The 23,407-nt window shown below is 64.4% G+C and carries 19 protein-coding genes; 4 read left to right on the top strand and 15 right to left on the bottom strand.

Annotation, left to right across the window (positions count from 1 at the left end; genetic code table 11):
• The 9 genes from AC1DSD_RS07585 to AC1DSD_RS07545 all read right to left on the bottom strand — a co-directional run bounded on the left by AC1DSD_RS07585 (window position 1) and on the right by AC1DSD_RS07545 (window position 12,099).
• Entirely contained in the window at window positions 1-852 is an 852-nt protein-coding gene (locus AC1DSD_RS07585; protein WP_478029326.1) for a glycosyltransferase family protein, read from the bottom strand.
• The gene (locus tag AC1DSD_RS07580; RefSeq protein WP_478029325.1) at window positions 849-1,544 is read right to left on the bottom strand and encodes a hypothetical protein; all 696 of its coding nucleotides are present in this window, start codon (window positions 1,542-1,544) and stop codon (window positions 849-851) included. Before AC1DSD_RS07580 ends, AC1DSD_RS07585 begins: the two co-directional genes overlap by 4 nt.
• A 323-nt stretch (window positions 1,545-1,867) precedes the next feature.
• The gene (locus tag AC1DSD_RS07575; protein WP_478029324.1) at window positions 1,868-2,302 is read right to left on the bottom strand and encodes a MauE/DoxX family redox-associated membrane protein; all 435 of its coding nucleotides are present in this window, start codon (window positions 2,300-2,302) and stop codon (window positions 1,868-1,870) included.
• 61 nt (window positions 2,303-2,363) lie between these two features.
• Window positions 2,364-3,026, bottom strand: coding sequence for a hypothetical protein (locus AC1DSD_RS07570; protein WP_478029323.1), 663 nt, complete (start codon window positions 3,024-3,026; stop codon window positions 2,364-2,366).
• A 47-nt stretch (window positions 3,027-3,073) separates the two neighbouring features.
• A complete protein-coding gene (locus AC1DSD_RS07565) occupies window positions 3,074-3,730 on the bottom strand; it encodes a hypothetical protein (protein ID WP_478029322.1) in 657 nt (218 codons plus the stop codon).
• A gap of 638 nt (window positions 3,731-4,368) precedes the next feature.
• A complete protein-coding gene (locus tag AC1DSD_RS07560) occupies window positions 4,369-5,988 on the bottom strand; it encodes an alpha-glucosidase (protein ID WP_478029321.1) in 1,620 nt (539 codons plus the stop codon).
• On the bottom strand, window positions 5,985-7,820 hold the full coding sequence (locus AC1DSD_RS07555; RefSeq protein ID WP_478029320.1) for an alpha-amylase family glycosyl hydrolase: 1,836 nt from the start codon (window positions 7,818-7,820) through the stop codon (window positions 5,985-5,987). Before AC1DSD_RS07555 ends, AC1DSD_RS07560 begins: the two co-directional genes overlap by 4 nt.
• Entirely contained in the window at window positions 7,817-9,334 is a 1,518-nt protein-coding gene (locus tag AC1DSD_RS07550; RefSeq protein ID WP_478029319.1) for a tryptophan halogenase family protein, read from the bottom strand. Before AC1DSD_RS07550 ends, AC1DSD_RS07555 begins: the two co-directional genes overlap by 4 nt.
• Window positions 9,335-9,393: 59 nt before the next feature.
• Window positions 9,394-12,099 (bottom strand): TonB-dependent receptor, encoded by a 2,706-nt coding sequence (locus AC1DSD_RS07545; RefSeq protein WP_478029318.1) that lies wholly within the window; start codon window positions 12,097-12,099, stop codon window positions 9,394-9,396.
• Between the two features lie 568 nt (window positions 12,100-12,667).
• Here AC1DSD_RS07545 and AC1DSD_RS07540 point away from each other — a divergent pair.
• Entirely contained in the window at window positions 12,668-13,729 is a 1,062-nt protein-coding gene (locus AC1DSD_RS07540; protein ID WP_478029540.1) for a LacI family DNA-binding transcriptional regulator, read from the top strand.
• Window positions 13,726-15,222 carry an MFS transporter gene (locus tag AC1DSD_RS07535; protein ID WP_478029317.1) on the top strand — a complete coding sequence of 499 codons (1,497 nt, stop codon included), beginning with the start codon at window positions 13,726-13,728 and terminating at the stop codon, window positions 15,220-15,222. The genes AC1DSD_RS07540 and AC1DSD_RS07535 overlap by 4 nt, the downstream gene beginning before the upstream one ends.
• Here the strand turns inward: AC1DSD_RS07535 and AC1DSD_RS07530 are convergent.
• The 5 genes from AC1DSD_RS07530 to AC1DSD_RS07510 form a co-directional block, all read right to left on the bottom strand.
• Window positions 15,206-16,585 carry a sensor histidine kinase gene (locus tag AC1DSD_RS07530; RefSeq protein ID WP_478029316.1) on the bottom strand — a complete coding sequence of 460 codons (1,380 nt, stop codon included), beginning with the start codon at window positions 16,583-16,585 and terminating at the stop codon, window positions 15,206-15,208. The two genes, AC1DSD_RS07535 and AC1DSD_RS07530, sit on opposite strands and share 17 nt — an antisense overlap.
• Window positions 16,582-17,301 carry a response regulator gene (locus AC1DSD_RS07525; RefSeq protein WP_478029534.1) on the bottom strand — a complete coding sequence of 240 codons (720 nt, stop codon included), beginning with the start codon at window positions 17,299-17,301 and terminating at the stop codon, window positions 16,582-16,584. Before AC1DSD_RS07525 ends, AC1DSD_RS07530 begins: the two co-directional genes overlap by 4 nt.
• 126 nt (window positions 17,302-17,427) lie before the next feature.
• The gene (locus tag AC1DSD_RS07520; RefSeq protein ID WP_478029315.1) at window positions 17,428-17,985 is read right to left on the bottom strand and encodes an EF-hand domain-containing protein; all 558 of its coding nucleotides are present in this window, start codon (window positions 17,983-17,985) and stop codon (window positions 17,428-17,430) included.
• 133 nt (window positions 17,986-18,118) lie between these two features.
• Window positions 18,119-18,895 (bottom strand): thioesterase family protein, encoded by a 777-nt coding sequence (locus AC1DSD_RS07515; protein WP_478029314.1) that lies wholly within the window; start codon window positions 18,893-18,895, stop codon window positions 18,119-18,121.
• Between the two features lie 29 nt (window positions 18,896-18,924).
• Window positions 18,925-20,457, bottom strand: a complete 1,533-nt coding sequence (locus AC1DSD_RS07510; protein WP_478029313.1) for a class I adenylate-forming enzyme family protein — start codon at window positions 20,455-20,457, stop codon at window positions 18,925-18,927.
• 91 nt (window positions 20,458-20,548) lie between these two features.
• On the opposite strand from AC1DSD_RS07510, the gene AC1DSD_RS07505 reads away from it, so the two are divergent.
• Both AC1DSD_RS07505 and AC1DSD_RS07500 read left to right on the top strand, forming a co-directional pair.
• On the top strand, window positions 20,549-21,163 hold the full coding sequence (locus AC1DSD_RS07505) for a glutathione S-transferase family protein (protein WP_478029312.1): 615 nt from the start codon (window positions 20,549-20,551) through the stop codon (window positions 21,161-21,163).
• Window positions 21,160-21,957, top strand: a complete 798-nt coding sequence (locus tag AC1DSD_RS07500; RefSeq protein WP_478029311.1) for an SDR family NAD(P)-dependent oxidoreductase — start codon at window positions 21,160-21,162, stop codon at window positions 21,955-21,957. Before AC1DSD_RS07505 ends, AC1DSD_RS07500 begins: the two co-directional genes overlap by 4 nt.
• A 128-nt stretch (window positions 21,958-22,085) precedes the next feature.
• Here AC1DSD_RS07500 and AC1DSD_RS07495 read toward each other — a convergent pair whose 3' ends face one another.
• Window positions 22,086-23,312 (bottom strand): MFS transporter, encoded by a 1,227-nt coding sequence (locus AC1DSD_RS07495; protein WP_478029310.1) that lies wholly within the window; start codon window positions 23,310-23,312, stop codon window positions 22,086-22,088.
• Window positions 23,313-23,407: the final 95 nt, after the last annotated feature.

Below are 23,407 nucleotides of genomic sequence, written 5' to 3'. Positions count from 1 at the left end.
TCAACACTCCATCGCAGGTTCGGCGGCCGCGCCGACAATGTCTTCCGGCCGGTAGAGGAAATGATCGAGGTCTCCGCGCACCATCGGCTCGTCGGGACTGGCATTCTGGATGCAGCACCAGTGAAAGCGGGCAATGTCGCGAGGCAATGCGTGGCCGTGCATCACTGCGTCTCGCCATCGCGAGACGATCTCGGTGGACTGATCGGAAGGGATGCGATGGCGCGCATGATTGCCGTAGAAGTGGACGAACATGTCGCCTGGCCGATAGAGCAGGGGATGGTTCTGGAGGCCGTCGACATGGCCGATCCGTACGCGGTCCGACGGCGCTTCATTGAGGACCGCGATCATCGCTTCCTGCTCGCCGATCCCGTCCCATATCGCGCCGTGCGAGACGAACCCGGTTTGCGCATAGGCCCGTTCCAGGAAGCCGCGCGACCAGGCCGACCGGCGCATCAGGAACACGCCGGTATTGATCGGCATCCGCGCCATGCCGCTCTCGATCGGCACGCCGATCAGGCGGAAGAACGCGTCATGGGATTGCACGATCATGTCATGCGCGGTGTCGAGGAACCGGTCGAGCGGCCGCTGGTCGAAGATCAGCGTGTCGCTGTCCGCCCATAACACCCATTCATGATCCTGGAACGCCGCCAGGATGGCCGGAATCTTTGCCCAGCAGGCTGGACGGTCGCGCGCGATCGGCACTTCCGAGATGAAATCATAGCCGTGGCGCGAACAATATTGCCGATGGTTCTCAACGGCGAGCACGCCCAGCACTTCGTATTTGAGACTGGTGTTGATCGCCGGTACGTCGTTGAACGTGATCATCGCGATATCGGAGACAGGAAGGCTCATCGGTGACCTCCGGGGACCATTGGCTTGAGATAGATGTTGAGGCGCGGCTGCGAATCGCGGTCGATGCCCAGTCCGACAAAGGCGATCTCGACCGGCGCGTCGGGCTCCAGCGCAAAGAATGGCGGCGCGGTCAGCCGGTGGCGTCGCGCATACCCCTCGATCCGGTGCGCCCAGTCAGTCCGGCTACGAGGGACGCAATGGCCGCAAAGGTCCAGCTTGATGTCGGCGAGGGCGCCGGTCGCGACGCTGACGCCGACACTGCCGACGATCGCCGAGACCGGAGTCGCCATCCCCTCGGTTGCATCCGATAGAAACGCGGGGAGCGCCTCGTGCCTCAGCAGCGAAACCCCCAGCTCGGACAGCGGCGCCGATCCGTTGGGCCGCCAGTAGAATTTCGCCCGTGCGTCGCCCGCGCTGCTGCCCTCCACGCCCACGCTGATCAGGGTGCTGTGCTCGGAGAGATCCGTCAGCGCCGCGGCCGCTTGTGCCGCCGCGGGGGAGAGGTCAACCAGCCACGCTAAAGCGCGCGCCCAGCGCGATGCGGGATCGCCCCACCGCGCGGTCGCGTAGATCGCCACGCCGCGTCCGTCGATCCCTGCCGCCAGCCAGGCGTCGCCGCCGTTGCGCAAATAAGGAATACCGCATCCAGAGGGGGCCATGTGCTCCAGTACGGACGTGCATAGACTGGCCATGTCGGGCGCATGCCATTCGTCGAGTTGCGCCAGAGCTCGTCGGGATTGGCTGCTCCGCAACCGAGCATCTCGTCCGCCGAGATGCGGGTCGGCGATGAGGCGTAGGTTCGGTTCCGCGGAGCCTGGACGAAGGCCAAGGCAAATCTGGATCGGCGAACCGTCGTTGTTCAGCGTCGATCGCCAGCCGGCGGGGTCGCGCGGAACGCCGATCCGAGCGCAAAGACGGTCGATCCTCTCCTCTTCCGTGCCGGAGAGAAACGCGGCGCTTCGGATAAAGCCGGCGAGTGGATCGTCGCGGGAAAGGGAAGAGGGGGCCAATGCCGTCACGAAACCGCTCCTGATTGGATCAGGCGATCAGCCAGCAGCAACGCCAGCAGCGCCTGGTTGCGGGCGAAGGTCGCCCAGGTCACGACATGGCCGTTCAGGATCAGCGAGCATCCGCAAGGAACGACGATTCCCCGAACCAGCGCTGACGCCACCGCCACGCTGAACAGGCACAACAGCGCCGCCGCCGATACGATCGCCGGCGCGGCGAGCGGCGGCAGGAACGACAGCATCAGCAGAAGTCCGACGCCAATCTCGCCGATCGCCAGTCCCAGCGCGGCCGGCGCAACCGCATCGTGAGGTAGCAGCCGATATTGCGCGATCACGTGGCGGATCGAGGATTGGCGCAGCAGCTTCGATGCCCCCGACATGACGAACACCAAGCCGAGGCACAGCCGGATCGATGTGGCGAAGAGGGTGATCGGATCGGGCATGGTTGGTCGCGGTGGCGATCGGGAACGGTGATGCCGTCCCCGATCGCTCGTCCGCTCCGCCTCAGGGCACCTGGTACAGGATGGCGGTCCCCAGATCGCCATTCCCGCCATTCATGCCGGTCGCACCCGTATTCCCCGGATGCCCTTGCGCGTTGGCATTGCTGTCGCCGCCGCGACGTCCACCCGGCCCAGGCGCGCCGCCGCCGCCGGCGGTGCCGCCGGTGCCGCCCTGACCGCCGCCCATATCGGCAGTATATTCGGGAGTCGGTATGCCGGCCGAATATCTGATCACGACGTTGCCGCCATTGCCGCCACGGCCGCCGTCACCGCCACGACCGCCATTGCCGCCATCGCCGCCGATGCCGCCGTCCTGGTCGTCCTCGCAGCCCTTGCCATTGCCGCCTGGGCCACCTGAGCCGCCGGACCCGCCACTGCCGCCCGAGCCGCCATTACCGCCATTGCCGCCACGCCCGTTGACGTTGAAGCCAGTGATGAACTCGGTAACCGAGACAGTCAGCGAACCGCCATCCTGTCCGGCAAAGCCGTTAGTCCCGCTCGAACCGTTGGTGCCGCCGTTGCCAGGGCCGCCAGGCTTGCCGGCGTCGTCGCCGTCCCAATGGCAAACCGCGTTCTGGCCCTCGGCGCCGGTGCCGCCGTCATGGCCCGGCGTCCCGTTGCTGCCGGGTGTGCCATTGTCGCCGTTGATGAATATATTATACGCCATTTCAAATCCTTCCCGCGAAAAATGCAATCGTCTAAAGGTGGTTCGTGTCAGTGCGGCCGACGGATCACGTCGCCCGGGTGCAGCACGATCTGGCGCCCCTTGCCGGTGAATCCGGCGGCGTGAATCGAGGTCTTGCTGCCGCCGCGCAGCTTGATCCGGCCGGTATTCTCGACGGTGATGTAATTGGCGAACAGTGCGCTGATATTGACGTGCAGCGTCGCGCCCGCGGCCACGTTGATGTTGTTGAAGACGAACACCGGGATCCTGACCTTGAGGTTGGCGATCCAGGCGTCCAGCGCCGGCTTCTGCTTCACATCGACGCTCGCGCTGTGGCCGTAAACATAGGCGCCTGCCAACAAGTGGAGGTCGTCCGATTCCGCCTGGGTGTAGCTGGGCTGGACCGGAATGATCGCCGACGGCAGCATTGATGTCGCCACCGAGCGCGATGGCGCGATGCTGAGCGCCGAGGCGATCGTGCGGACACCAACCGTCGGCTTGGCAAGGGCGTCGTCCGGATTGCCGAGCCACTTCTTCACGTCATCGAGGCTCTTCGGCTCCAGATATTTCAGGTTCGCCTTGAGCTTGGTGTTGGACGCGTCCAGCACCAGCTCCTGGTTGGCCGGAACGTCGATGTCGGCCGGATTCGCAGTGCCTAGGTCCAGGTTGAAGCTCTTCAGTCGTTGGGCCAATGTTATCTGAGGCATGACTTTCTCCTGACATTGTACTTTTTGAAAATTTGCAATGACGCAGAGAACCCGTCGCAATTCGTCAGACGAAGTGCGTCATTACGATCTGATTATAATTGTTCGGCGACTCGTATGCGTCGTATTCACGCGTACAGGGGCGTCTTTCGGAGAAAGGCGCGCAGCATCATGATTGTGTGATGCTCACATGCAATCTAGATATGTTGGAAAGTTTGATATATTGCCGACGCTCTACCCGATAGGTGAGAGATTACCCGGCGAGTTGCGCCGTATGGCAAGATAAATTCTGTCACACTCCTTCCTTCGGCTATGAAGGAATTCATCCTCCTGCCAAAATCAGCGGTGCGACCCGAATTATTATTTTGGGGGTATTCCGGAAATCTACTCTTCTGCGCTTTTGCTGTCCACGACCCGATGTCGTTAATCACCTATTTCCCTTTATTTTGAGCATGAAGCGCCCTTTTTATGAGACAGTCCGCGTCGGCTAATGATTGCGCGCCGCGAGTCGCTCGCCCGCAAAAAGCAAAGCAAGCAAGCGATTACGATGTGATTGGGAAGCCAAACGCTATTTTGGGCGTCAGGCCGACCGCGGTTAGTAACTGCTGTTGGCCGCGCAGCGGTTGGTCGCTCCGGCTCGCTTATATCCGCCGCGCGATTACCGCCGCGTAGCCGACAAATCGCCAGTCGGTCACTTGGCCGACGGTTTCCTCGGCATGCCAGCGATCGGGTTGGGCAGGGCGCCATTCGGCCGGTCGGGGTGACAGGTTGAACACGCACAGCATGGTCTCGTCGTCCGCCGACCGTTCGATCGCCAGGATCGTCTCGCTCGCTTCGATTACGCGCGCATCGCCGCGCATCAATGCCTCGCTGGCGTGCCGGAACGCGAGCAGATGGCGCGTCAGGTTGAGCAAAGAGTTCGGATCCTGATTCTGGCGATCGACCGCCAGCGCCAGATGATCTGTGCCAATCGGCAACCAGGGCGCGCCAGAGCTGAACCCGGCATGGTCGTTGGCATCTCCCCGCCAGGGCATCGGCGTGCGCGCGCCATCGCGCGACAAGGTCAGCGGCCAGTTGGCGATCGCTTCGGGATCGCGCAGCGCCTCAAACGGGATGTCGACCTGAGTGAGGCCCAGCTCTTCGCCATTGTAGAGGAAGACATTGCCGCGCAGCGAGACGAGCAGCATCAGCTTCATCCGCGCGAAGGCGTCGTAATGCTCGGGCGCGGCCCAGCGCGAGATGGCGCGCGGCGCGTCGTGATTCTCGAACGCCCAGCTTGGCCAGCCGGTCCCGGGCGTATCTGGCCATTGCGCAAGCGCATCGCGCACGAGAGCGGGCGTGAGCTTGTCGGCGTAGAGGAAATTGAAGCCATAAGCCGAATTGAGGCGCTGATCGCCCTGGGTGAAGGCGTGCATCTCGGCCTCGGGGCTCGGGCCGCCGACCTCCGCGACGGTGAAGGTCGCGCCGTAGCGGTCGAGCAAGGCGCGGAGCCGCTCGAGGAATGTCGGGATTTCCGGTTGGCTCTGATTGTGGACGTGGAGCTGGAAATCGAACGAGCGCGTGCGCGGACCCGGAGGCGCCGGCGGGTTATCGGTCAACGCGGGGTCGTGCATCGAAAAGTTGATCGCATCGATGCGGAAGCCATCGACGCCACGATCAAGCCAGAACTTCGCCACATCGAGCATCGCGTCCTGCACGACCGGCAAATGCATATGGAGCTGCGGCTGCTCGGGCAGGAAATTGTGCATGTAATATTGCCGCCGCGAGGCGCTCCAGGTCCAGGCGGGGCCGCCGAACACCGACTGCCAATTGTTCGGCGGCGAACCGTCGGCCCGGGCATCGGCCCAGACATACCAGTCCGCCTTGGGGTTGGTGCGATCGGCGCGGCTTTCCAGGAACCAGGGGTGGCGGTCGCTGCTGTGCGAATAGACCTGGTCGATCAGCACCTTGAGCCCCAGCGCATGGGCGCGGGCGACCAACGCGTCGAAATCGGCCAGCGTGCCGAAGATCGGATCGACGTCGCAATAATCGGCCACGTCATAGCCGAAATCAAGCATCGGCGAGGTGAAGAAGGGCGACAGCCAGATCGCGTCGACGCCCAGGCTGGCGACATGGTCGAGATGCGCGGCGATGCCGGGCAAGTCGCCGATGCCGTCGCCATTGGTGTCGGCGAAGCTGCGCGGATAGATCTGATAGATCGCCGCCCCACGCCACCATTCGCGCGCGGTCTGGACGGAGGGCAAGCGGGCGGCGTCGTTCACTGGGCCTCGCAAATGATGAAGTCGAGAGGAGCGAGGCTGACCTTGAGGCTACCCGGCGCGGCGGCTTTGGCTTCGCACGCGCCATGCAGCGCGGTGAAAGCAGTGGATGTGTCGTCGACCAGCACGTTGGCGTTAAGCGGCGCGGCGGAGGTGTTGAACGCGATCAGCACTTCCTTGCCGGTGTCGGGATCGAACCGCGACACCGCGAACAGACCAGGCTTGTCACCCCAGGCGCGCGGCACCTGGCGCCCCCGGGTCAGCGCGTGGTGGCTGGTGCGGATACGGGCGAGGTCGGCGATTGCCTTGAAGATGGGATTGTCGGTGCCGAAGCTCGGAGTGGCCGTGGTCTTGGTCGTGCCGAGCAGTTTGGTGTCGTTATACACCGCGACTTTGCTGGCGAACATGTCCTCGCGCGCCAGCTGGTCGTTGCCCTTGCTGACGAAACCCTGCTCGTCGCCATAATAGATCGTCGGCACCCCGCGCAGCGTCAGCAACATGGCATGGCCAAGAATGACCCGCTTGAGCACTTCGTCGTCGCTCGCCTGCGGCATGCCCGCCTTCACGAACATCGAGAAGCGGCCCATGTCGTGATTGCCGAGAAAGGTCGGCAATGTCCGCGCGGTCGCCTCGCCATTCGCATAAGCGGGGTCGCCGAAGAACATGTGGAACAGTTCGCTGGTCGGCGCGCCGCGCGCGACGGTATCTGCCACCGCGCGTTCGAACGCGAAGTCGAGCACGGCGGGCAATTTATCGACGCGGGTGTGCGCGGCGAGCCGCGCGACGTCGAGGTCGCCGGTGAAGACTTCCCCAAAGATGTGGAAGTTGGGGATGCCCTGCGCCTTGGCCCGGGCGAGCATCGCGGGGACGAACGCCCGCCAGAAAGCGGGGTCGACATGCTGCGCGGTATCGATGCGATATCCGTCGATGCCGAAATCGTCGATCCACTTGCCGAAAATGTCGATCATGCCCGCGATCACGCGCGGATTCTCGGTCATCAGATCGTCGAGACCGGAGAAGTCGCCGAGTTGCGAATCCTCGGTCGAGAAGGTCGAATCGCCGCGATTGTGGTAATAGATCGGGTCGTTGAGCCAAGCCGGAACCTTGGCCTTCTCCTCACCCTTGGGCAGGTAAGGGGTGTAGGCCCAGGTCGGATCGGTTAGCCTGGCGAAATTCTCCGGCGTGGCGACGCCATCGCCCAGGAAGCCGGGATTGATCGCCGGGCCGCTCACGCCGCCTTTGCGCGTGTACGGATAGTCGGCACGGCTGCGGTACGCACAGGGTTTGTCCGCCTCGCACTCGCGATATTTGATCACGTCCGCGGTGTGGTTGGCGATGATGTCCATATAGACCTTCATCCCGCGCGCATGCGCCGCGTCGACCAGCGCCTTGAAGTCGGCATTGGTGCCGAAATGCGGATCGACCCGGGTGAAATCGGTGATCCAATAGCCGTGATAGCCGGCGGATTCGTTGCCCCTAGGGCCTTGCACTGCCTTGTTCTTGAAGATCGGGCCGACCCAGATCGCGGTCGCGCCCAGCGCCTGGATATAGTCGATCCGCTTGAGCAGGCCCTTGAGGTCGCCGCCATGATAGAAGCCCTTGGCGGTCGGATCGAAACCGGTGACGAGCCGATCGCCCTTGAGGCTGCCGGTGTCGTTCTTCGGATCGCCATTCTCGAACCGGTCGGGCAGGACGAAATAGATCACCTCGTCCTCGGGCAGGCGGTCGCGATAGTTGGTGGCCGGCGCCGTTGCCGGGGCGGTTTCCCGCGACGCCAGCGCCGGTTGCACGAGCGCGGTCGCGAGCAAGGCGGTGAGCAACGAGCGGCGGATCATGTTTGTTTCTCCAGAGCGTCGCCCGTCAACGACGTGACGAAGTCGCGATGGCTGGGCAGCGTCTCCGCCTTGACGCGATAGGACTTGGCGAGCGTGTCGAGGAACGGCCCGACATCCTGCCCGGGCACGTTGTCGGCGAGCGGCGACCAGCTGCGCGGCATGATGCCCTGGCCGATCATCACCTGACCCCAGCTGTCGTCGAGAAAGAGCTCGTCCTCCTCGCGGACGAACGCGCCGGCTTCGCGGAACAGGGCGATCTTTTCCGCCAGCGTCGCCGGCAGCTCGATCGCCCGGCAATGATCCCAGAACGGCTCGCCGATTCGGTCGTTGGCGATGTAATGCAGGACGATGAAGTCGCGGATGCGCTGCCACTCGATGGTCGACAGGCGGTTGAACGTGTCGCGCGCGATAGCGACGTTCGACAAGTCGCCCGACAGCAGAGTGAGCAGGCGCCCGAGACCCGACTGGACGAGATGGATGCTGGTCGATTCGAGCGGCTCCATAAAGCCCGCGGCAAGGCCCAAAGCGACGCAATTATGCGACCAGAAATCCTGCCGATGCCCGCTGGTGAATCGGATCGGGCGGGGATCGGCAAGCGCCTTGCCCTCGACATTGGCGAGCAGCAATTCGCTTGCCTCATCGACCGACATGAAGTCGGAGCAGAAGACATGGCCGTTGCCGGTGCGATGCTGCAGCGGGATGCGCCATTGCCAGCCGGCGGGGCGCGCCATCGACTGGGTGTAGGGGCGCAGCTCGGGGCGCGTTTCGCTCGGCACAGCCAAGGCCGTGTCGCAGGGCAGGAAGCGGCGCCAGTCGACGAACGGAACGCCGAGCGCATCGCCGAGCAACAGGCTGCGGAAACCGGTGCAATCGATGAAGAACGAACCTGCGATCTCGCGGTCGCGGTCGAGCCGCAGTGCGCGGATATCGCCCGTTTCGGCGTCGCGCTCGACCTTTTCGATCAGCCCTTCGACCCGTCGGACGCCGCGTTCCTCGGCATAGTCGCGCAGCATCTGCGCGAACAGCGCTGCATCGAAATGATAGGCATAAGCAAGCTCGGTCGGTTTGCCGTCGCGCCCCTCGGTAGTAGCGAACCGCCCCAGCCGCGTGGCGGCGACGTTATAGCTGTAATCGCCATAATCACCCGCGACGTCGAGATGCCGGCCGCGCAGCCAGAGCTGGCGGAACGGAATCAGCCCGACGCCGCGCCCGACCTGGCCGAAGCTGTGGATGTAGCGATGGCCGGGACGCAGCCAGTCGCTGAACTCGATCCCCAGCTTGAAGGTCGCGTTGGTCCGCCGCAGGAACTCGGCCTGGTCGAGCCCCAGTCCGATGATCAGATTGTGGATCTGGGGGATCGTTGCCTCGCCGACACCGACCGTGCCGATCGCATCGGATTCGACCAGGGTGATCGTCGCGCGATTGCCGAGGAAGCGGGCGAGGATGGCCGCGGCCGTCCATCCCGCCGTCCCGCCGCCGGCGATGACGATGTCGAGCGACGTGGGTTCAGTCATGTCAGGCCTTCACCATCGAATGTGCCTCGCCGGCCGGAACCGGCGAGGCTGTTCGTGTATCAGAACTTTAAAGTGAAGCCTCCGACGACGCGGCGGCCATAGGTCTGATATTTGAGCCAGGCGCCGGGGAATGCTGCGCCATTCACGTCGGCAACCGTCGCCGACCGCGTGTCGGTCAGATTTTGGCCCTGAACGTACAACGAGAGCCCATGCAATGCGGATGTCGCGGGGAAATCGTAGCCGACCTGTGCGTCATAGACGGTTTCCGCCAGCACTTGCTGACGATCAAGACCGCCGCTGAACAGCGAGAAATCGCCGAGGAAGCCGGAGCGATACCGCATGCTGCCGCGCAGACTGAATCCGTCAGCCTCGTAATAGACCGTCAAATTGCCGACATATTTCGAATAGCCGGGGATGACCGTGACCCGACCGGCAAAGTCCTTCACCTTCGTTTCGGTATAGCCGAAACCACCGGTCAGACCGAAGCCGGAAAGCGCCTTGGTGAACAGGTCGAACGGCAGTGTACCGGCTGCCTCGATACCGTAAATGTGCCCGCCATGCGTATTCACCGGGCCGCTGAACTGGCCAATGGGCGAAGACGGCACATTGCCGGGCGGCGTCGGGAAGCCAGAATAATCGAAGTTGAGATCGAATGCGCTGGGGTCGATATAGGTATTGATGTGCTTGTAGAAGGTCTGGAGCGCAATATAGCCTTTCGATCCGAAATATTTCTCGAAGTTTAGATCGAAGGCTGTCGCCTTATATGGACGCAATAGCGCGTTGCCGCCGCTGCCGACATAGATCGGTGGCGTACGGGTGTTGTCGATGCCGAAGTTAACGATATTGGTCAGCTGATCCATGCGGGGGCGCATGATCTGCTGCGACGCGGCGAACCGGATCACGAAGTCGTTCGGAAAACGGAAGTTGAGATTCATACTGGGCAGGACGATCCAATAGGAATCCCTGACGGTCGGCTTGGTCGCACCCTTCGACGTGAGCGCCGTGCGAATTCCCTGCACGCCGATATTGCCGGTGAGTTTTACTGCTCCAAGATCGGCGTTCAGATTGGCCATGGCGTAAGGGGTCCAGACCTCTTCGGTCACGTCATAGGCTTGCGATGCGCCGGAACCGTTGGGCACGTAGACGAGCACATTGTTCGCAACCAGGGTTCGCGGATCGTAAGCCAAGATCGGCCCGAACCCCCGGTCCAGCTGTACCGGGCTAAGGATCAGATTCGACGGGATCGCAGCGGTCGTCGCGCCGCCCGGTGGTGACAGAAACGCCTCATCCTGGGTCAGCACCTTGGTGCGATAGGTATAGTCGACACCGACCTTGATCGATTTGACGAAGTTGCCGATGTCCTGCTCGATCTCGCCACGCAGCTCGATCAGATCGTCCTTGCTCTTACGAATTTTGTCATAGCCTGCCTGGACGGGCGTGCCCGACCAGCCTTCGACGTCGGTCAGCACCAATGCGGAGCTGGCGCCGTTATAGTCGCTGGTAAAGACCGGCCCCTTGTCGGTCAGCTTATAGCTCACCGTCGCCGTCGGGTTCGGCAGTGCGCGGCCAAGACCGGCGGTGGTTTCCAGCCGGTCGTCCCTGCGATCCGTGCGCGACCAGCTCGCGTCGAACAGGGCGCGTGTCGACCCGCCATTGTCCCACTTCAGGTTGCCGGCGAGCGAGTAGGTGCTGGCCACGCGGTCATTCGCATAATTCTCGATGACCGGCGTTCCCTTGATCGTCGCCGACGTCACGAGCCCGCGCGAATCCGCGGTGTAGCTCAGAATCTGATCGTGCCCGCAGCCACCGCCGCAGTTGAACGGCATTTCGATGCCGCGCTGATCGATCCGGTCGACGAAACGAGAATAGAAGCCGTCGACCGTCAGCATCAGGTCATCGCTTGCCTTCACCTGGATCGTGCCATTGGCCCCGAACCGCTTCAGCTTGTCCGACTCGGACCAGGTCTTGACGCCGTTCATGCCATATTGGTTCGGCCCGTAAGCGCCGTATCCCCAGGCGTTCCAGTCGCGCGTCTGATAAGGCTCGTCGGTGTAAGCGGCCGACAGCGCGATACCGATCCGATCGTCGGCGAACTTGTCGACGAACGTGCCATAGACGCGATAGCCCAGGTCACTCGTTCCCGGCTGCAGCTTCTGGTCGACATAGGTGCCGCGCGCGCCGATCGCGAGGATGCGCTTGCTGACGTCGAGCGGACGGATGGTGCGCAGGTTGATGCTGCCGACCAGCCCGCCGGCGGTGAGATCCGCTTCCGACGATTTGTAGACGTCGACGCCCGCCAGGACTTCCGACGGATATTGATCGAATTCGACGGCGCGGCTGTCATTGGTCGTGGTCTGTTGACGGCCGTTGAGCGTCGTCGTCGAGAAGTCCGGGCCGAAACCGCGGATCGAGATGATGTTGGCGCGTCCGGCGCTGCGCTGCGCGGAGATACCGGGCAGGCGCGCGATCGACTCGCCGATGCCGTTATCGGGCAGCTTGCCAATGTCTTCCGACGACACCGATTCGACGATCTGTTCCGAATTCCGCTTCTTGGCGGTCGCGCTGGCCAATGCTGCGCGGAAGCCGCTGACGACGATGTCCTGCGACGTATCGGCGTTTGCCTGATCGTCGGCCTGCGGAGCCGCCGCCGTGGGCGCAGTCTGCGCGAGTGCCGGCGACGCGATCACCGTCAGCGCGCCGGCAAGCGCGATGCCGCTTGCGCGCAGGGCAAGCTGGGTACGACGGTTCGAACGGAAAGCAGTCATCAATTCCTCCCCTTGCGGCCGCACCATATTTGGCTGGCGGCATCAACGCGGCCCACATGGCGCGTGCAGATATGCTGCGCTTATGTTGCAGCGGGGATGGGGCCAAGTTGGCCACATACGTATTCAGGATTATGCATAAGGCGGTGTTGCCCCGCTGCATCGCTGGGGATCAGGTTCTGGCCTCCCTTTCTATAGCCCTCTCCCGCAAGCGGGAGAGGGTTGGGTGAGGGTCTTCTTTCTTCTTCCAGGCGTACGTCGAAAACAGAAGAAGAAGACCCTCACCCTCCTACCGCCTGATGGCGGCGGGCCCCTCCCTCTCCCGCAGGCGGGAGAGGGCTTACCTCATCGCGGCCGACGTTTCTCCGCGCGGTCCCACGCGCACCGACACTGCCGGCTGAATACGTATGTGATGGCGTTCCGACCCTCGCGCCGCTCGCCTAGGCTCCAACGATCGCCCCAGGACAGAGGGCGGCTGGGGAGGGACGACTTGCCGGACACTCGTTATGCGCGCGGCCCCTATCGCGCCGCCGCGCTGCCCGCTACACTCGCCCCCAACCGGCCGCAGGCGATGGCCGGCAGCGGGAGAAGCCGTCGGGCGATGCTAACCGACAAACCGACGTCCTTCGATATCGCGCAACGCGCGGGCGTATCCCAACCGACCGTGTCGCGTGCGCTACGTGGCGATCCGACGGTCAGCGAAGCAACGCGCAAGCGGATCGAGGCGATCGCAGCGCAACTCAATTACAAGGTCGACAAGAACGCTTCGTCGCTGCGCAGCCGCCATACCAACACGCTGGCGCTGTTGTTCTTCGAGGATCCGACCCCCGACGATTCGCTGATCAATCCGTTCTTCCTCTCCATGCTGGGGTCGATCGCGCGAACCTGTGCGCTGCGCGGCTATGACCTGCTCACCTCGTTCCAGCAGCTCTCGTCGAACTGGCATGTCGATTATGAGGACAGCCACAAGGCCGACGGCATCATCCTGCTCGGCTATGGCGATTACGAGACGTATCGCGCGCGGCTCGAACAACTCGAGGCGCAGGGTACGCATTTCGTGCGCTGGGGATCGGTCCAGACCGGTCAACCGGGGACGACGATCGGCTGCGACAATGTGCGCGGCGGGCGCGACGCGGGCGCGCATCTGATCGGGCTGGGGCGCCGCCGGATCGCCTTCCTTGGACAGGTGTCGAGCCATTCGCCCGAACTCGCCGATCGCTATCGTGGCGCGTGTTCGGCAATGCTCGAAGCGGGGATCGACCCCGATCCGGCGCTTCAGGTCGACGCGATCACCACCGAGGCGTCGGGCTACGAAGCGGCGATCGAGCTGTTGCGGCGCGGCGTCGCGTTCGATGCGGTCTTCGCGGGCAGCGACCTCATCGCGATCGGCGCGATGCGGGCATTCGAGGGAGCAGGGCTCAGCGTGCCGGGCGACGTGTCGATCGTCGGCTTCGACGATATTCCGGCGGCGAGCTTGTCGCATCCGCCGCTGACCACGATCGCGCAGGATTACGCCAAGGCGGGCGCGATGTTGGTCGATACCCTGCTGCGCCAGATTCGCGCGGAGCCGGTCGAGGCGGCGATGCTGCCGCCACGGTTGGTCGTTCGACGCTCGACGGCGCCCCGGGCATGAGCACACTTTCGGCGGAGAAGCCGCGCCAGAACTGGCGCGGGCTGTGGAACATTTCGTTCGGCTTTTTCGGCATTCAGATCGCGTTCGGGCTGCAGAATGCGAACATCAGTCGTATTTTCCAGACCCTGGGTAGCGATGTCGGCAGCCTGGCGCTGTTGGCGATAGCGGCGCCGGTCACCGGGTTGGTCGTGCAGCCGCTGATCGGCCATTTCAGCGATCGGACCTGGGGGCGGTTCGGGCGTCGGCGACCTTATTTCCTGGTAGGCGCGGTGCTGGCAGCGCTTGCGCTACTCGGCATGCCGAATGCGACGACCCTGCTCGCGGCGGCCTTGTTGCTGTGGATGCTCGATGCCTCGATCAACGTGTCGATGGAGCCATTCCGTGCGTTCGTCGGCGACATGGTCGCGCCGTCGCAGCGGACCGCAGGCTATGCGTTCCAAACAGGCTTCATCGGTGCGGGCGCGGTGATCGGCAGCCTTGCGCCATTCGCGATGGCGAAGTTGGGCGTCAGCAATGTGGCGGCGGCGGGGGAGATTCCGTCTTCGGTCCGCTACGCTTTCTATCTGGGCGCGGTGATGATCTTCGCGGCGGTGTTGTGGACCGTGCTGACGACGCGCGAATATTCGCCCGAACAGATGCGTGGTTTCGATGCGGTCGACGCCGGGGCGGAGCATGAAACGCCGATCGCTCCGCGTGGCGGTTGGTGGTGGTTGCTGGCCGGCTTGGTGGTCGTCGCGGGCGTCTGGCGGTTCGCGCTCGAGCGCGATCTCTACGTGCTTGGTGGGGCGCTCGCGGCGTTCGGCATTCTCGGCCTGATCGCCGCGATGATGGTGCGCGGTGGCGGCGATAACGTGCTGGTGCAGATCATGAGCGATCTGTCGCGGATGCCCGATCAGATGAAGCGGCTGGCGCTGGTCCAGTTCTTCTCCTGGGTCGCGCTGTTCATCATGTGGATCTACACCACGCCGGTGGTGGCGCAGTATGTGTTCCATTCCACCGACACGACGGCGAAGGCGTATAACGACGGCGCCGATTGGGTCGGGGTGCTGTTCTCGGTCTATAACGGTGTCGCCGCGCTCGCCGCGTTCGTATTGCCGTTGCTGGCCAAGCGGATCGGGGCGCAGAAGACTCATATGCTGTGCCTGTTGATCGGCGCCGTCAGCTTCGCCTCGCTGCTGGTCATTCGCGATCAGCAATTGTTGCTGCTGCCGATGATCGGGATCGGCTTCACCTGGGCGTCGATCCTGACGATGCCCTACGTCATCCTCGCCGGCGTGCTGCCGCAGCACAAACTCGGTATCTACATGGGTATCTTCAACTTCTTCATCGTGCTGCCGCAGCTGCTGGTCGCGACGGTGATGGGCGCGATCATCCGCACTTTCTTTCCGACCGAGCCGGTCTGGACGATGGCGTGCGGTGCGATCGTGCTGGTACTCGCGGCAGCGTCGATGCTGCGGGTGAAGACGGGCGCGGAGCCTAACGCGGCAGCGTGATCGTCGCCGCGAGGCCGCCTTCGGCGCGGTTTTCCAGCCGGATGTCGCCGCGCGCCTCACGGACGATCGCCCGGGCCAGCGCCAGGCCAAGGCCGATGCCGCCGGTTTCCTTGTTGCGCGATCCCTCGATCCGCGTGAACGCCTCGAACACCTCGGGGATGCGATCGGGCGGGATGCCCGGGCCCTTGTCGCACACCACGATCTCGACCGCCTTGGCGTCGGATCGCAGGAACACCTCGGCGCCGCCACCATATTTGACTGCGTTCTCGATCAAATTGCGGATCGCGCGCCGCATCAGCGATGGCCGCAAATGCATCGTCAACCGTTCGACCTCGGTGAACTCGACCGGCATGCCGAGGTCGCGGAAATCCTCGACCACCGCATCGACCAAAGCGGCGAGGTCGACTTCGGTCGCCTGCTCGCTCGGCCGCCCCAACCGCGCCAGCGACAGGATGTCGTCGAGTGTGCGATTCATCTCGTCGATCGTGTCCGCCATGCGCGCGCGGTCGTCGTCATCCTCGACCGATTCGATGCGGACGCGGAGCGCGGCCAGCGGCGTGCGCAGATCGTGTCCGATCGCGCCCAGCATGCGGTCCTTTTCCTCGAGCATCGCGCTCACGCGCGTGCGCAGGTCGTTGAACGCGCTGATCAGCGTGCGGACGTCATGCGGCCCGCTCTCGGCGATCGGGCCATCGGCTTCGCCGGGATGGAAACGCTGCGCCGCCTTGGCCAGCGACCTCAACGGCTGGGCGATACGACGCGTCGCCAGCAACACCGGCAGCAACACAATCGCGTAGAGTACCAATGTCTGGCCGATCAGCCGCGACAGGAACGGCCATTCCGAATCCTGCCAGGGCACCGACGCCGCCCACCAGCCGACCTTGGGTTGCTCGACGGCGATCAATAGCTCGTGCCGGACGAAACGATAGCGCTGCGCCCGGACGCGCGACATCTTGCCGAAACGCGGGTCATCGGATTGCAGTGGGCGGATTCCCGTCACGACCTGACCGACAGGGACGCCGGCCTCGTTGAGGCGCGCGCGCAACGCTTCCTCGATATCCGGTCGTCGCCGCAGCCCGCCTTCGACCGGGTTGGACGGCCAGGGGCGCGAGCGGAACCGGTCCCAGGGCGTCTCGTCGCCGACCGGGGGAGCCGCGGCGATGTCGAGCGGCTGGTCGTGCCGGTTGCGGGGGCCCTGCGACGCGTCGACGATCCGTGCCGCGACGGGGCCCACCGTCTGTTCAAGCCGGAATGCCTGGCGATCACGCAAGCTCAGCCCGAAATTGACGGCTTGCGCAGTGAACAAGGCGATGGCGACCAGTACCGCCATCTGGCCCGGGAGATTGCGCGGCCACAACCTCATAGTCGCGTGACTTCCGCGGCAAGCGTGTAGCCGCCGCCCCATACCGTCTTGATCACGGTCGGGTTCTTGGGATCGGGCTCGATCTTGCGCCGCAGCCTGCTGACCTGGTTATCGATCGCACGATCGAACGCCATCGCCTCGCGCCCCTGGGTCAGATCGAGCAACTGGTCGCGTGTGAGGACCTGGCGCGGGCGCAGCACCAGCGCCAGCAGCAGATTATATTCGCCGGTCGACAACGGCACCGACACGCCTTCGCGATCGACCAGCGCGCGTTCGCCGGACTTCAATACCCAGCCGGCAAAGGCGTAGGATCCGCTTTCGGGCGCGTGCTGACGTGCACCGCTGCCGGCTGCGCGGCGGAGGATGACGCGGGCGCGCGTCGCCAGTTCGCGAGGCGAGAAGGGTTTGACGACATAATCGTCGGCACCCATTTCGAGCCCGACGATGCGGTCGGTCTCCTCGCTCTTGGCGGTCAACAGGACCACGGGAATATCGCCGGTCGCGCGGATATGGCGACACAGGCTCAACCCGTCCTCGCCCGGCATCATGATGTCGAGGATGACCAGGTCGATGGCATAGGCCGCCATCCGCGTGCGCGCGCTTTCGGCATCGCCAGCCTGGGTGACGCGAAAGCCCTGCTTGGTCAGATACTGGGCGAGCGGTTCACGGATCGAGCGCTCGTCGTCGACCAGAAGAATGTGGGGAATGCCGCCCATCGGCACTTCGCTAAGCATCAATCGTCCCCCTGAAAAGCCCTGATGGCGAAAAGGCCCAATGAGGAAAGGGTGGAGGGCCGGGCGGGTGAGGAGGGGCACCCGCCCGGCAGCCTGGGCATATGGGGATTACTGCCCGGGCTTGTCCGTTGATGCGGGGGGCGGGGGCGGTGCGTCTCCACCGTTGCCGCGCCGACCGCGCATCTGTTCCATTGCGTCGCGCGCCGCCTGGCGCTCGGCGGCATCGACCTTGCCGTCCTTGTTGGTATCCATGCGGTCGAAGCGCTGCGCAGCCAGCGCGCGATATTCCTCGCGATCGATCACGCCGTCGCCGTTGGTATCCAGCCGGGCGAACATCCGCCCACCGAAGCCGCGGCCGGCTGGGCCGGCCGGAGGCGGCGGAGGAGACGCGCCATCAACCGGCGGCGGGGGAGGCGGCGGCGCCTCGGCTCCGCCCATCGGCCTGCGCGGCTGCATTTCGTCGGGCGTCAGCTTGCCGTCCTTGTTCGCGTCCATGCGATCGAAYCGCGCATCGGCCTGTGCCATGGCTTCGTCGCGCGAGAGCACGTCGTCGCCATTGGCATCGCCTCTGGCGGCCGGGGTGGTCTGCGCCGCGGTCGGCCCGACCAGCGCTACCGCCATGAAGCTTGCGCTCGCGAGCGCCGCGGCAAGAAACACTCGATTCATCCCGTTGTCCTCGATCGGGCGAAGGGTCATTCCCTGCCGTCCGAGGACTTGTGGTACCTCTGTGTCTCCCGCGCATGTCAGTCCACGGCGAAATTGTCGCAAATTGTCGCGCTATAAGTGAAAAATCCCCGCGTCAGGCGAAGATGGCGACGCTCTGCATCTGTTCGGCGACGGGCTCGCCATCGGCGTTCCAGATCATCATTTCCTGGCTGGAGCTTCCCGCCTTGGCGTAATCGGCATTGGTCCTGAGCAGCCACCAGCCGTCAGTGGTTCGCGGCTGCGCGCCGAGCAGGTTGAGCTGCCAGGTCATCGAGCTGCATGGCGCGGGTCCGCCGATCAGCTTGAGCGCGGCGGGCGGCAGGCAATCGGCCACCGCGATCAGCTCAACCATCGGATCGAGTCCCTCGCGCTCGTTCAGCCGCACCCAGCGCAACCACTCGGCCGGACCGACCGTCGCGTCGCGCCGGTCGAGTAGCTCGAAATTCTGCGCGAAGGAGACCGCCGAATTGCCCTTGAAGGTCGTGTCGCCGGCCTGCGGGCGCGGAAAGTCGGGGGCGGTGCCGACCTGATGATCGAGCTTGGAGTCGACCGCGCTCATGAACACGAACGTCGCGCGCAGTCCGAGCCCGGCCTCGCTCTCGACATCGGCCTGGATGAAGGCGGCGTTGCGGCCACGACGCAGCCGGCTCGCGCGGATCACGACGTCGCCGGACAAGGGCCCGATGAACGCGACCAGCGCGGATCGCAGCGGCGGCAGGTCGGTGTCCGACTGCTGCGCCGCATGGAGCGCGAGCGCCGCCGACAGGCCGCCATAACTGGTGCGCCCCTGCAGCCAGCTATCGGGGATGCTGCTCCGCCAGCCGCCCTCGATCGGTTCGAGCGCGTCGATGATCTGCTTCAAACCCGGCATGAATTTCCCTTGTTCTTGTGTTCTTGCGATTATGCCGGCTGCACGGCCAGGCGGTCGCGCAATTCGCGCTTGAGCACCTTGCCGATCGCGCTTCGCGGCAGTTCGTCGATCGGATGGAGCGTCGACAGGCGCTGCGTCTTGCCGAGCTGGTTATTGGTCCACGCCATGATTTCGTCGGCCGAAGCATCGACGCCGCTATTGGGGACGTAAAAGCCGACCGGCGTCTCGCCCCATTTTTCCGACGGCACGCCGATCACGGTACATTCCTGAACCGCCGGATGCTGTTCGAGCACGACCTCGATATCGACCGGATAGATATTGAAGCCGCCCGAGATGATCAGGTCCTTCTTGCGGTCCATCAGGATCAGGAAGCCATCCTGGTCGAACCGGCCGATATCGCCATGGCGGATGAAGCGATTGCCGTCCTTGTCGTACCATTCGGCCTCGGCCGTCGCCTGCTTCCGGCCGTGATAGCCGGTCATCATCGCCGGCGACCGGCCGACGACTTCGCCCGTCTCGCCTTGCGGAACTTCGTTTCCGTCATCGTCGATCAGCCGCATGTCGTGGCCGGGTAGCGGTTGTCCCACTGTGTGAAGCTTGTCGGGGAAGGCAGTACAGTCGAGCCCGGTCGAGGCGCCGCCTTCGGTCATGCCGTAGAATTCAACCAGCCGACCCGGCCAGCGCGCCAAGATGTCGGCCTTGAGCGTGGGCGAAAAAGGTGCGCTGGTCGAGGTCTTGAACCTGAACGCCGACAAATCGAACCGGTCGAAATCGGGCACCGCCATGATCCGCTGATATTGGACCGGGACCAACATCGCGTGCGTCACGCGGTGTTTCTCGGCAAGCTCGAGGAAAGCGCGCGCGTCGAATTTCTTCATCAGCACGACGGTGCCGCCCCAGCCCAGCGTGGGGAGGAAACTGACCAACGTCGTGTTCGAATAGAGCGGCGTCGAATTCATCGTCACCGCGTCGCCATAGCCCCCGGCCGAATTGCGACCGATATGCGACCAGCGCATGCCGTGCGACTGGACGATGCCTTTCGGCGTACCCGTCGTCCCGGACGAATAGATGATATTGAAGCCATCGGCGGGGGTGATCGTGACCGGGCGGGGTTTCGTCCCCGACGGCGCCAGCCATGCCTCGAACTCTGCGGTGTCGAGGCGGATCTGCTTCGCCGCAACGCGCTGGTCGGCGATGGCGGCCTGATTGTCGCCGTCGACGAAGACGATCGGCGCGCCGCAATCGGCGATCATCGCGGCAAGCGCCTCCGGGGTCGAGGATGGCGCGAGCGGCGCCGCGACGCAGCCGGCACGCAACGTTCCCAGGAACACCGCCGCATAGTCGATCGAGGAGGTAGAGATGATCGCCACCGACTGCCCCTGCTCGACTCCGTCCTGCTCCAGTGCCGCCGCGACCCGATCCATCATCGCGTCGAGCTCGGCATAGGAGAAGCTGCCCTCAGTGTCGGCCACCGCCGTCTTATCGCCGCGCTCTCTGGCATGTTCGCTGATGATGTCGGGCAGGGTGGCGAAGTCACTGCTGAGCAAGGCGTCGGCGCTCATGATCTCTCCTCAAACTTGCTGCGAATCGCTAGGCGAAGCCGCCGTGAAATGCCATACGCGATATTCGAAAAATGGAATCAAGGGGGAGTCGATGCTGTTCTACGATGCGGTAAATCCTGCGCCCAACCCGCGGCGGGTGCGGATCTATCTCGCCGAAAAAGGGCTGACCGTCGCTAGCGAACTGGTCTCGATCCCGCGCGGTGAGCATAAGGGAGAAGCATATCGCGCGGTCAATCCGCTCGGCCAGGTGCCGTGCCTGAAACTGGATGACGGCACCGTCATCACCGAGAGCGTGTCGATCTGCCGCTATTTCGAGGCGCTCAATCCCGAGCCGCCCTTGTTCGGCGTCGGAGCGCAGGGCCAGGCGGAAGTCGACATGCTGACCCGCCGCGTCGAACTTCGCCTGATGACACCGATCGCGATGGTGTGGGTGCACACGCATCCCTACACCGCGCGCGTCGTGCCCAAGCAATATACCGAGTTCGGCGAGAGCAACCGTCCGCGGATCGATACGGTGATGCGCGAGTTCGACACGGCGCTGACCGAACGCCAGTTTCTCGACGGAAGGGGATATTCGATGGCCGACATCGTGCTGCAGACGACGATCGATTTCGGCAAATTCATCGGCGTCGAGATGCCCGAGGACGCAACGGCGCTGAGAGCCTGGTACGACCGCGTCGCCGCGCGTCCGAGTGCGGCGGCATGAGCGCAGGAATGGACGGGCGGGTCGCGATCGTCACCGGCGGCGGGACGGGAATCGGAGCCTCCACCGTGAGGATGCTTGCGGCGCGAGGCGTGCGCTGCATCGTCAATTACGCGTCGAGCCGGGAAGATGCCGAAGCGGTGACGGCCGAGGTCGGCAATGGCTCGATCGCGGTCCAGGCCGATATCGTCGACGACGCTGCTTGCCGCGCGCTAGCCCAGGCCGCGCTCGATGCGTTCGGGCGGATCGATTTCCTGGTCAACAATGCCGGGCGCACCAAGTTCGCCAATCACGAGGATCTCGACGCGCTCGACGCCGAGGACTTCGTCGACATCTACCGGCTCAATACCGTCGCCGCGTTCCAGATGGTGCGCGCCTGCGCGCCGGCGATGCGCGCGCAGGATGCATCGGCGGTGGTCAATGTCGCCAGCGTGGCGGGTGTGTTCGGCATGGGATCCTCGGTCGCCTATGCCGCGTCCAAAGGTGCGCTGATCACCATGACCAAGAGCCTGGCACGCGTGCTGGCGCCGCAAATCCGGGTCAACGCCGTCGCGCCTGGCTATGTCGGGACGGGCTGGTTCGAGAAGAGGCTGGGGGCGGAAGGATTCGAACGACTCAACCAGAATATCGCCAGCCGCGTGCCGATGGGGTTTGCCGCGGGTCCCGACGACATTGCCGGGCCGATCGTGCAATTGCTCGATCCAATCGCGCGGGTGATCACTGGCGAGGTGACGTTGCTCGATGCCGGTGGGCATCTCGACGTCGCGCTGACGCGGCGGCCGGGGAAGGAAGGCTAGTCCGTCACCCCAGCGATGGGTAACCCGTCGCCCCAGCGAAAGCTGGGGCCTCGTGCAGTATCGCATGTCGCCTGAGATCCCAGCTTTCGCTGGGATGACGGGTAAAACGCTGGGATGACGAGTGGGGGTCAGCCTTCGACGACCGCAACCGGTGCTGGCGGCACGCGATCAAGCACTTTCCACAGGATGATGCTGAGCGCGATCGTCACCAGCACAGCCGCGACCAGGAAATTCGCGCCGGTGAAGCCGTGATGATCCCCCGTAGCCAAGGCCTGGGTCAGGACGAGCGGCCCCAGGATCGACGATACGCTGCCCATGCTCCCGATCCCGCCCTGCAATTGCCCCTGGCGTGTTGCATCGACCATCCGGGATAACAGGCCGTTGAAGGCGGGGAAGACGAACCCCTGGAACGCGCTGATCGTCATCAGGACATAAGCCTGCCAGCCGCTGGTGGCGAACGCGAACAAATAGAAGGCGGTGCCGGCGGAGCACATGCCCACGACCATCGCCTTGCGCTCGCCGATGCGCTTGATCACCGGGCCGGTCAGACCCGCCTGCACGCACGCCATGATGAAGCCGACGAACGCCAGGCTCCAGCCGATCGCGCGCGCATCCCAGCCGAACCGCATCGTCGCCCAGAACGACCAGGTCGAGGGATAGACCATGTGCGCGAGTTGCCAGATGAACCAGGCGAGCAGCAAAGGTGCGGCGTTGCCGGCGTGGAACAGGGGTCGGAACGCGCCAACGATATGCGCGTCGCGCAGGTGGAATGGCCGGCGATTCTCGGGCTTCAGCGTCTCCGGCATGAATAGGAACATCGTCGCCGCGTTGAGCAGCGCCAGCGCCGCGGCCGCCACGAACGGCGCGCGTGGGCCGAAGCTCGACAGCAGGCCGCCGAGCGCTGGCCCGAGGATGAAACCGATGCCGAAGGCTGCACCGATCAGCCCGAAAGTCGCGCTGCGCTTTTCGGGCGGGGTGACGTCGGCGATGACCGATCCGGCCGGGCCATAGACCGCACCCGCGGCGCCGGCGATCGCGCGGCCGAGAAACAGCCAGCCGAGCGTCGGCGCCCAGGCCATCAAGGCGTAATCCATCCCGAAGCACAGCATCGAGGTCAGCAATATCGGCCGCCGTCCGAACCGGTCGGACAGATTGCCGAGCACCGGCCCGGCGAAGAACTGCATGACCGAGAAGACGACGAGCATATAGCCCGCGACGCGCGTGGCCTGCTCCAGGTCGATATGGCCGAGCTGCGTGATCAGCTTGGGGAAGACCGGCATGACGATCCCGAAGCCGATCGTGTCGATCAGCACCGCCGCGAGCGCGATCGGCACGGCGCGATTGTCGAAGCGCATCAATTCCTCCCGGCGGTATTATAAATCCGCAATGCCCGAACCGCGCGGACGCGGCAATTCAGCTACTTGTGTGCGTTCTGCCCGACTTGTTCCAA

It is taken from the genome of Sphingomonas sp. P4_D12 (assembly GCF_056401895.1).
Note: the sequence above shows the minus strand (reverse complement) of the source record. Positions and strands in the feature narration are given on the sequence as shown.

Coding starts and splice junctions, on each gene's coding strand:
- AC1DSD_RS07570 (WP_478029323.1), bottom strand. CDS start 3,026: ATGGCGTATAATATATTCATCAACGGCGACAATGGCACACCCGGCAGC.
- AC1DSD_RS07550 (WP_478029319.1), bottom strand. CDS start 9,334: ATGACTGAACCCACGTCGCTCGACATCGTCATCGCCGGCGGCGGGACG.
- AC1DSD_RS07535 (WP_478029317.1), top strand. CDS start 13,726: ATGAGCACACTTTCGGCGGAGAAGCCGCGCCAGAACTGGCGCGGGCTG.
- AC1DSD_RS07580 (WP_478029325.1), bottom strand. CDS start 1,544: ATGGCCAGTCTATGCACGTCCGTACTGGAGCACATGGCCCCCTCTGGA.
- AC1DSD_RS07525 (WP_478029534.1), bottom strand. CDS start 17,301: ATGGGCGGCATTCCCCACATTCTTCTGGTCGACGACGAGCGCTCGATC.
- AC1DSD_RS07585 (WP_478029326.1), bottom strand. CDS start 852: ATGAGCCTTCCTGTCTCCGATATCGCGATGATCACGTTCAACGACGTA.
- AC1DSD_RS07555 (WP_478029320.1), bottom strand. CDS start 7,820: ATGATCCGCCGCTCGTTGCTCACCGCCTTGCTCGCGACCGCGCTCGTG.
- AC1DSD_RS07515 (WP_478029314.1), bottom strand. CDS start 18,895: ATGCCGGGTTTGAAGCAGATCATCGACGCGCTCGAACCGATCGAGGGC.
- AC1DSD_RS07495 (WP_478029310.1), bottom strand. CDS start 23,312: ATGCGCTTCGACAATCGCGCCGTGCCGATCGCGCTCGCGGCGGTGCTG.
- AC1DSD_RS07500 (WP_478029311.1), top strand. CDS start 21,160: ATGAGCGCAGGAATGGACGGGCGGGTCGCGATCGTCACCGGCGGCGGG.
- AC1DSD_RS07575 (WP_478029324.1), bottom strand. CDS start 2,302: ATGCCCGATCCGATCACCCTCTTCGCCACATCGATCCGGCTGTGCCTC.
- AC1DSD_RS07540 (WP_478029540.1), top strand. CDS start 12,668: ATGGCCGGCAGCGGGAGAAGCCGTCGGGCGATGCTAACCGACAAACCG.
- AC1DSD_RS07510 (WP_478029313.1), bottom strand. CDS start 20,457: ATGAGCGCCGACGCCTTGCTCAGCAGTGACTTCGCCACCCTGCCCGAC.
- AC1DSD_RS07565 (WP_478029322.1), bottom strand. CDS start 3,730: ATGCCTCAGATAACATTGGCCCAACGACTGAAGAGCTTCAACCTGGAC.
- AC1DSD_RS07545 (WP_478029318.1), bottom strand. CDS start 12,099: ATGACTGCTTTCCGTTCGAACCGTCGTACCCAGCTTGCCCTGCGCGCA.
- AC1DSD_RS07505 (WP_478029312.1), top strand. CDS start 20,549: ATGCTGTTCTACGATGCGGTAAATCCTGCGCCCAACCCGCGGCGGGTG.
- AC1DSD_RS07530 (WP_478029316.1), bottom strand. CDS start 16,585: ATGAGGTTGTGGCCGCGCAATCTCCCGGGCCAGATGGCGGTACTGGTC.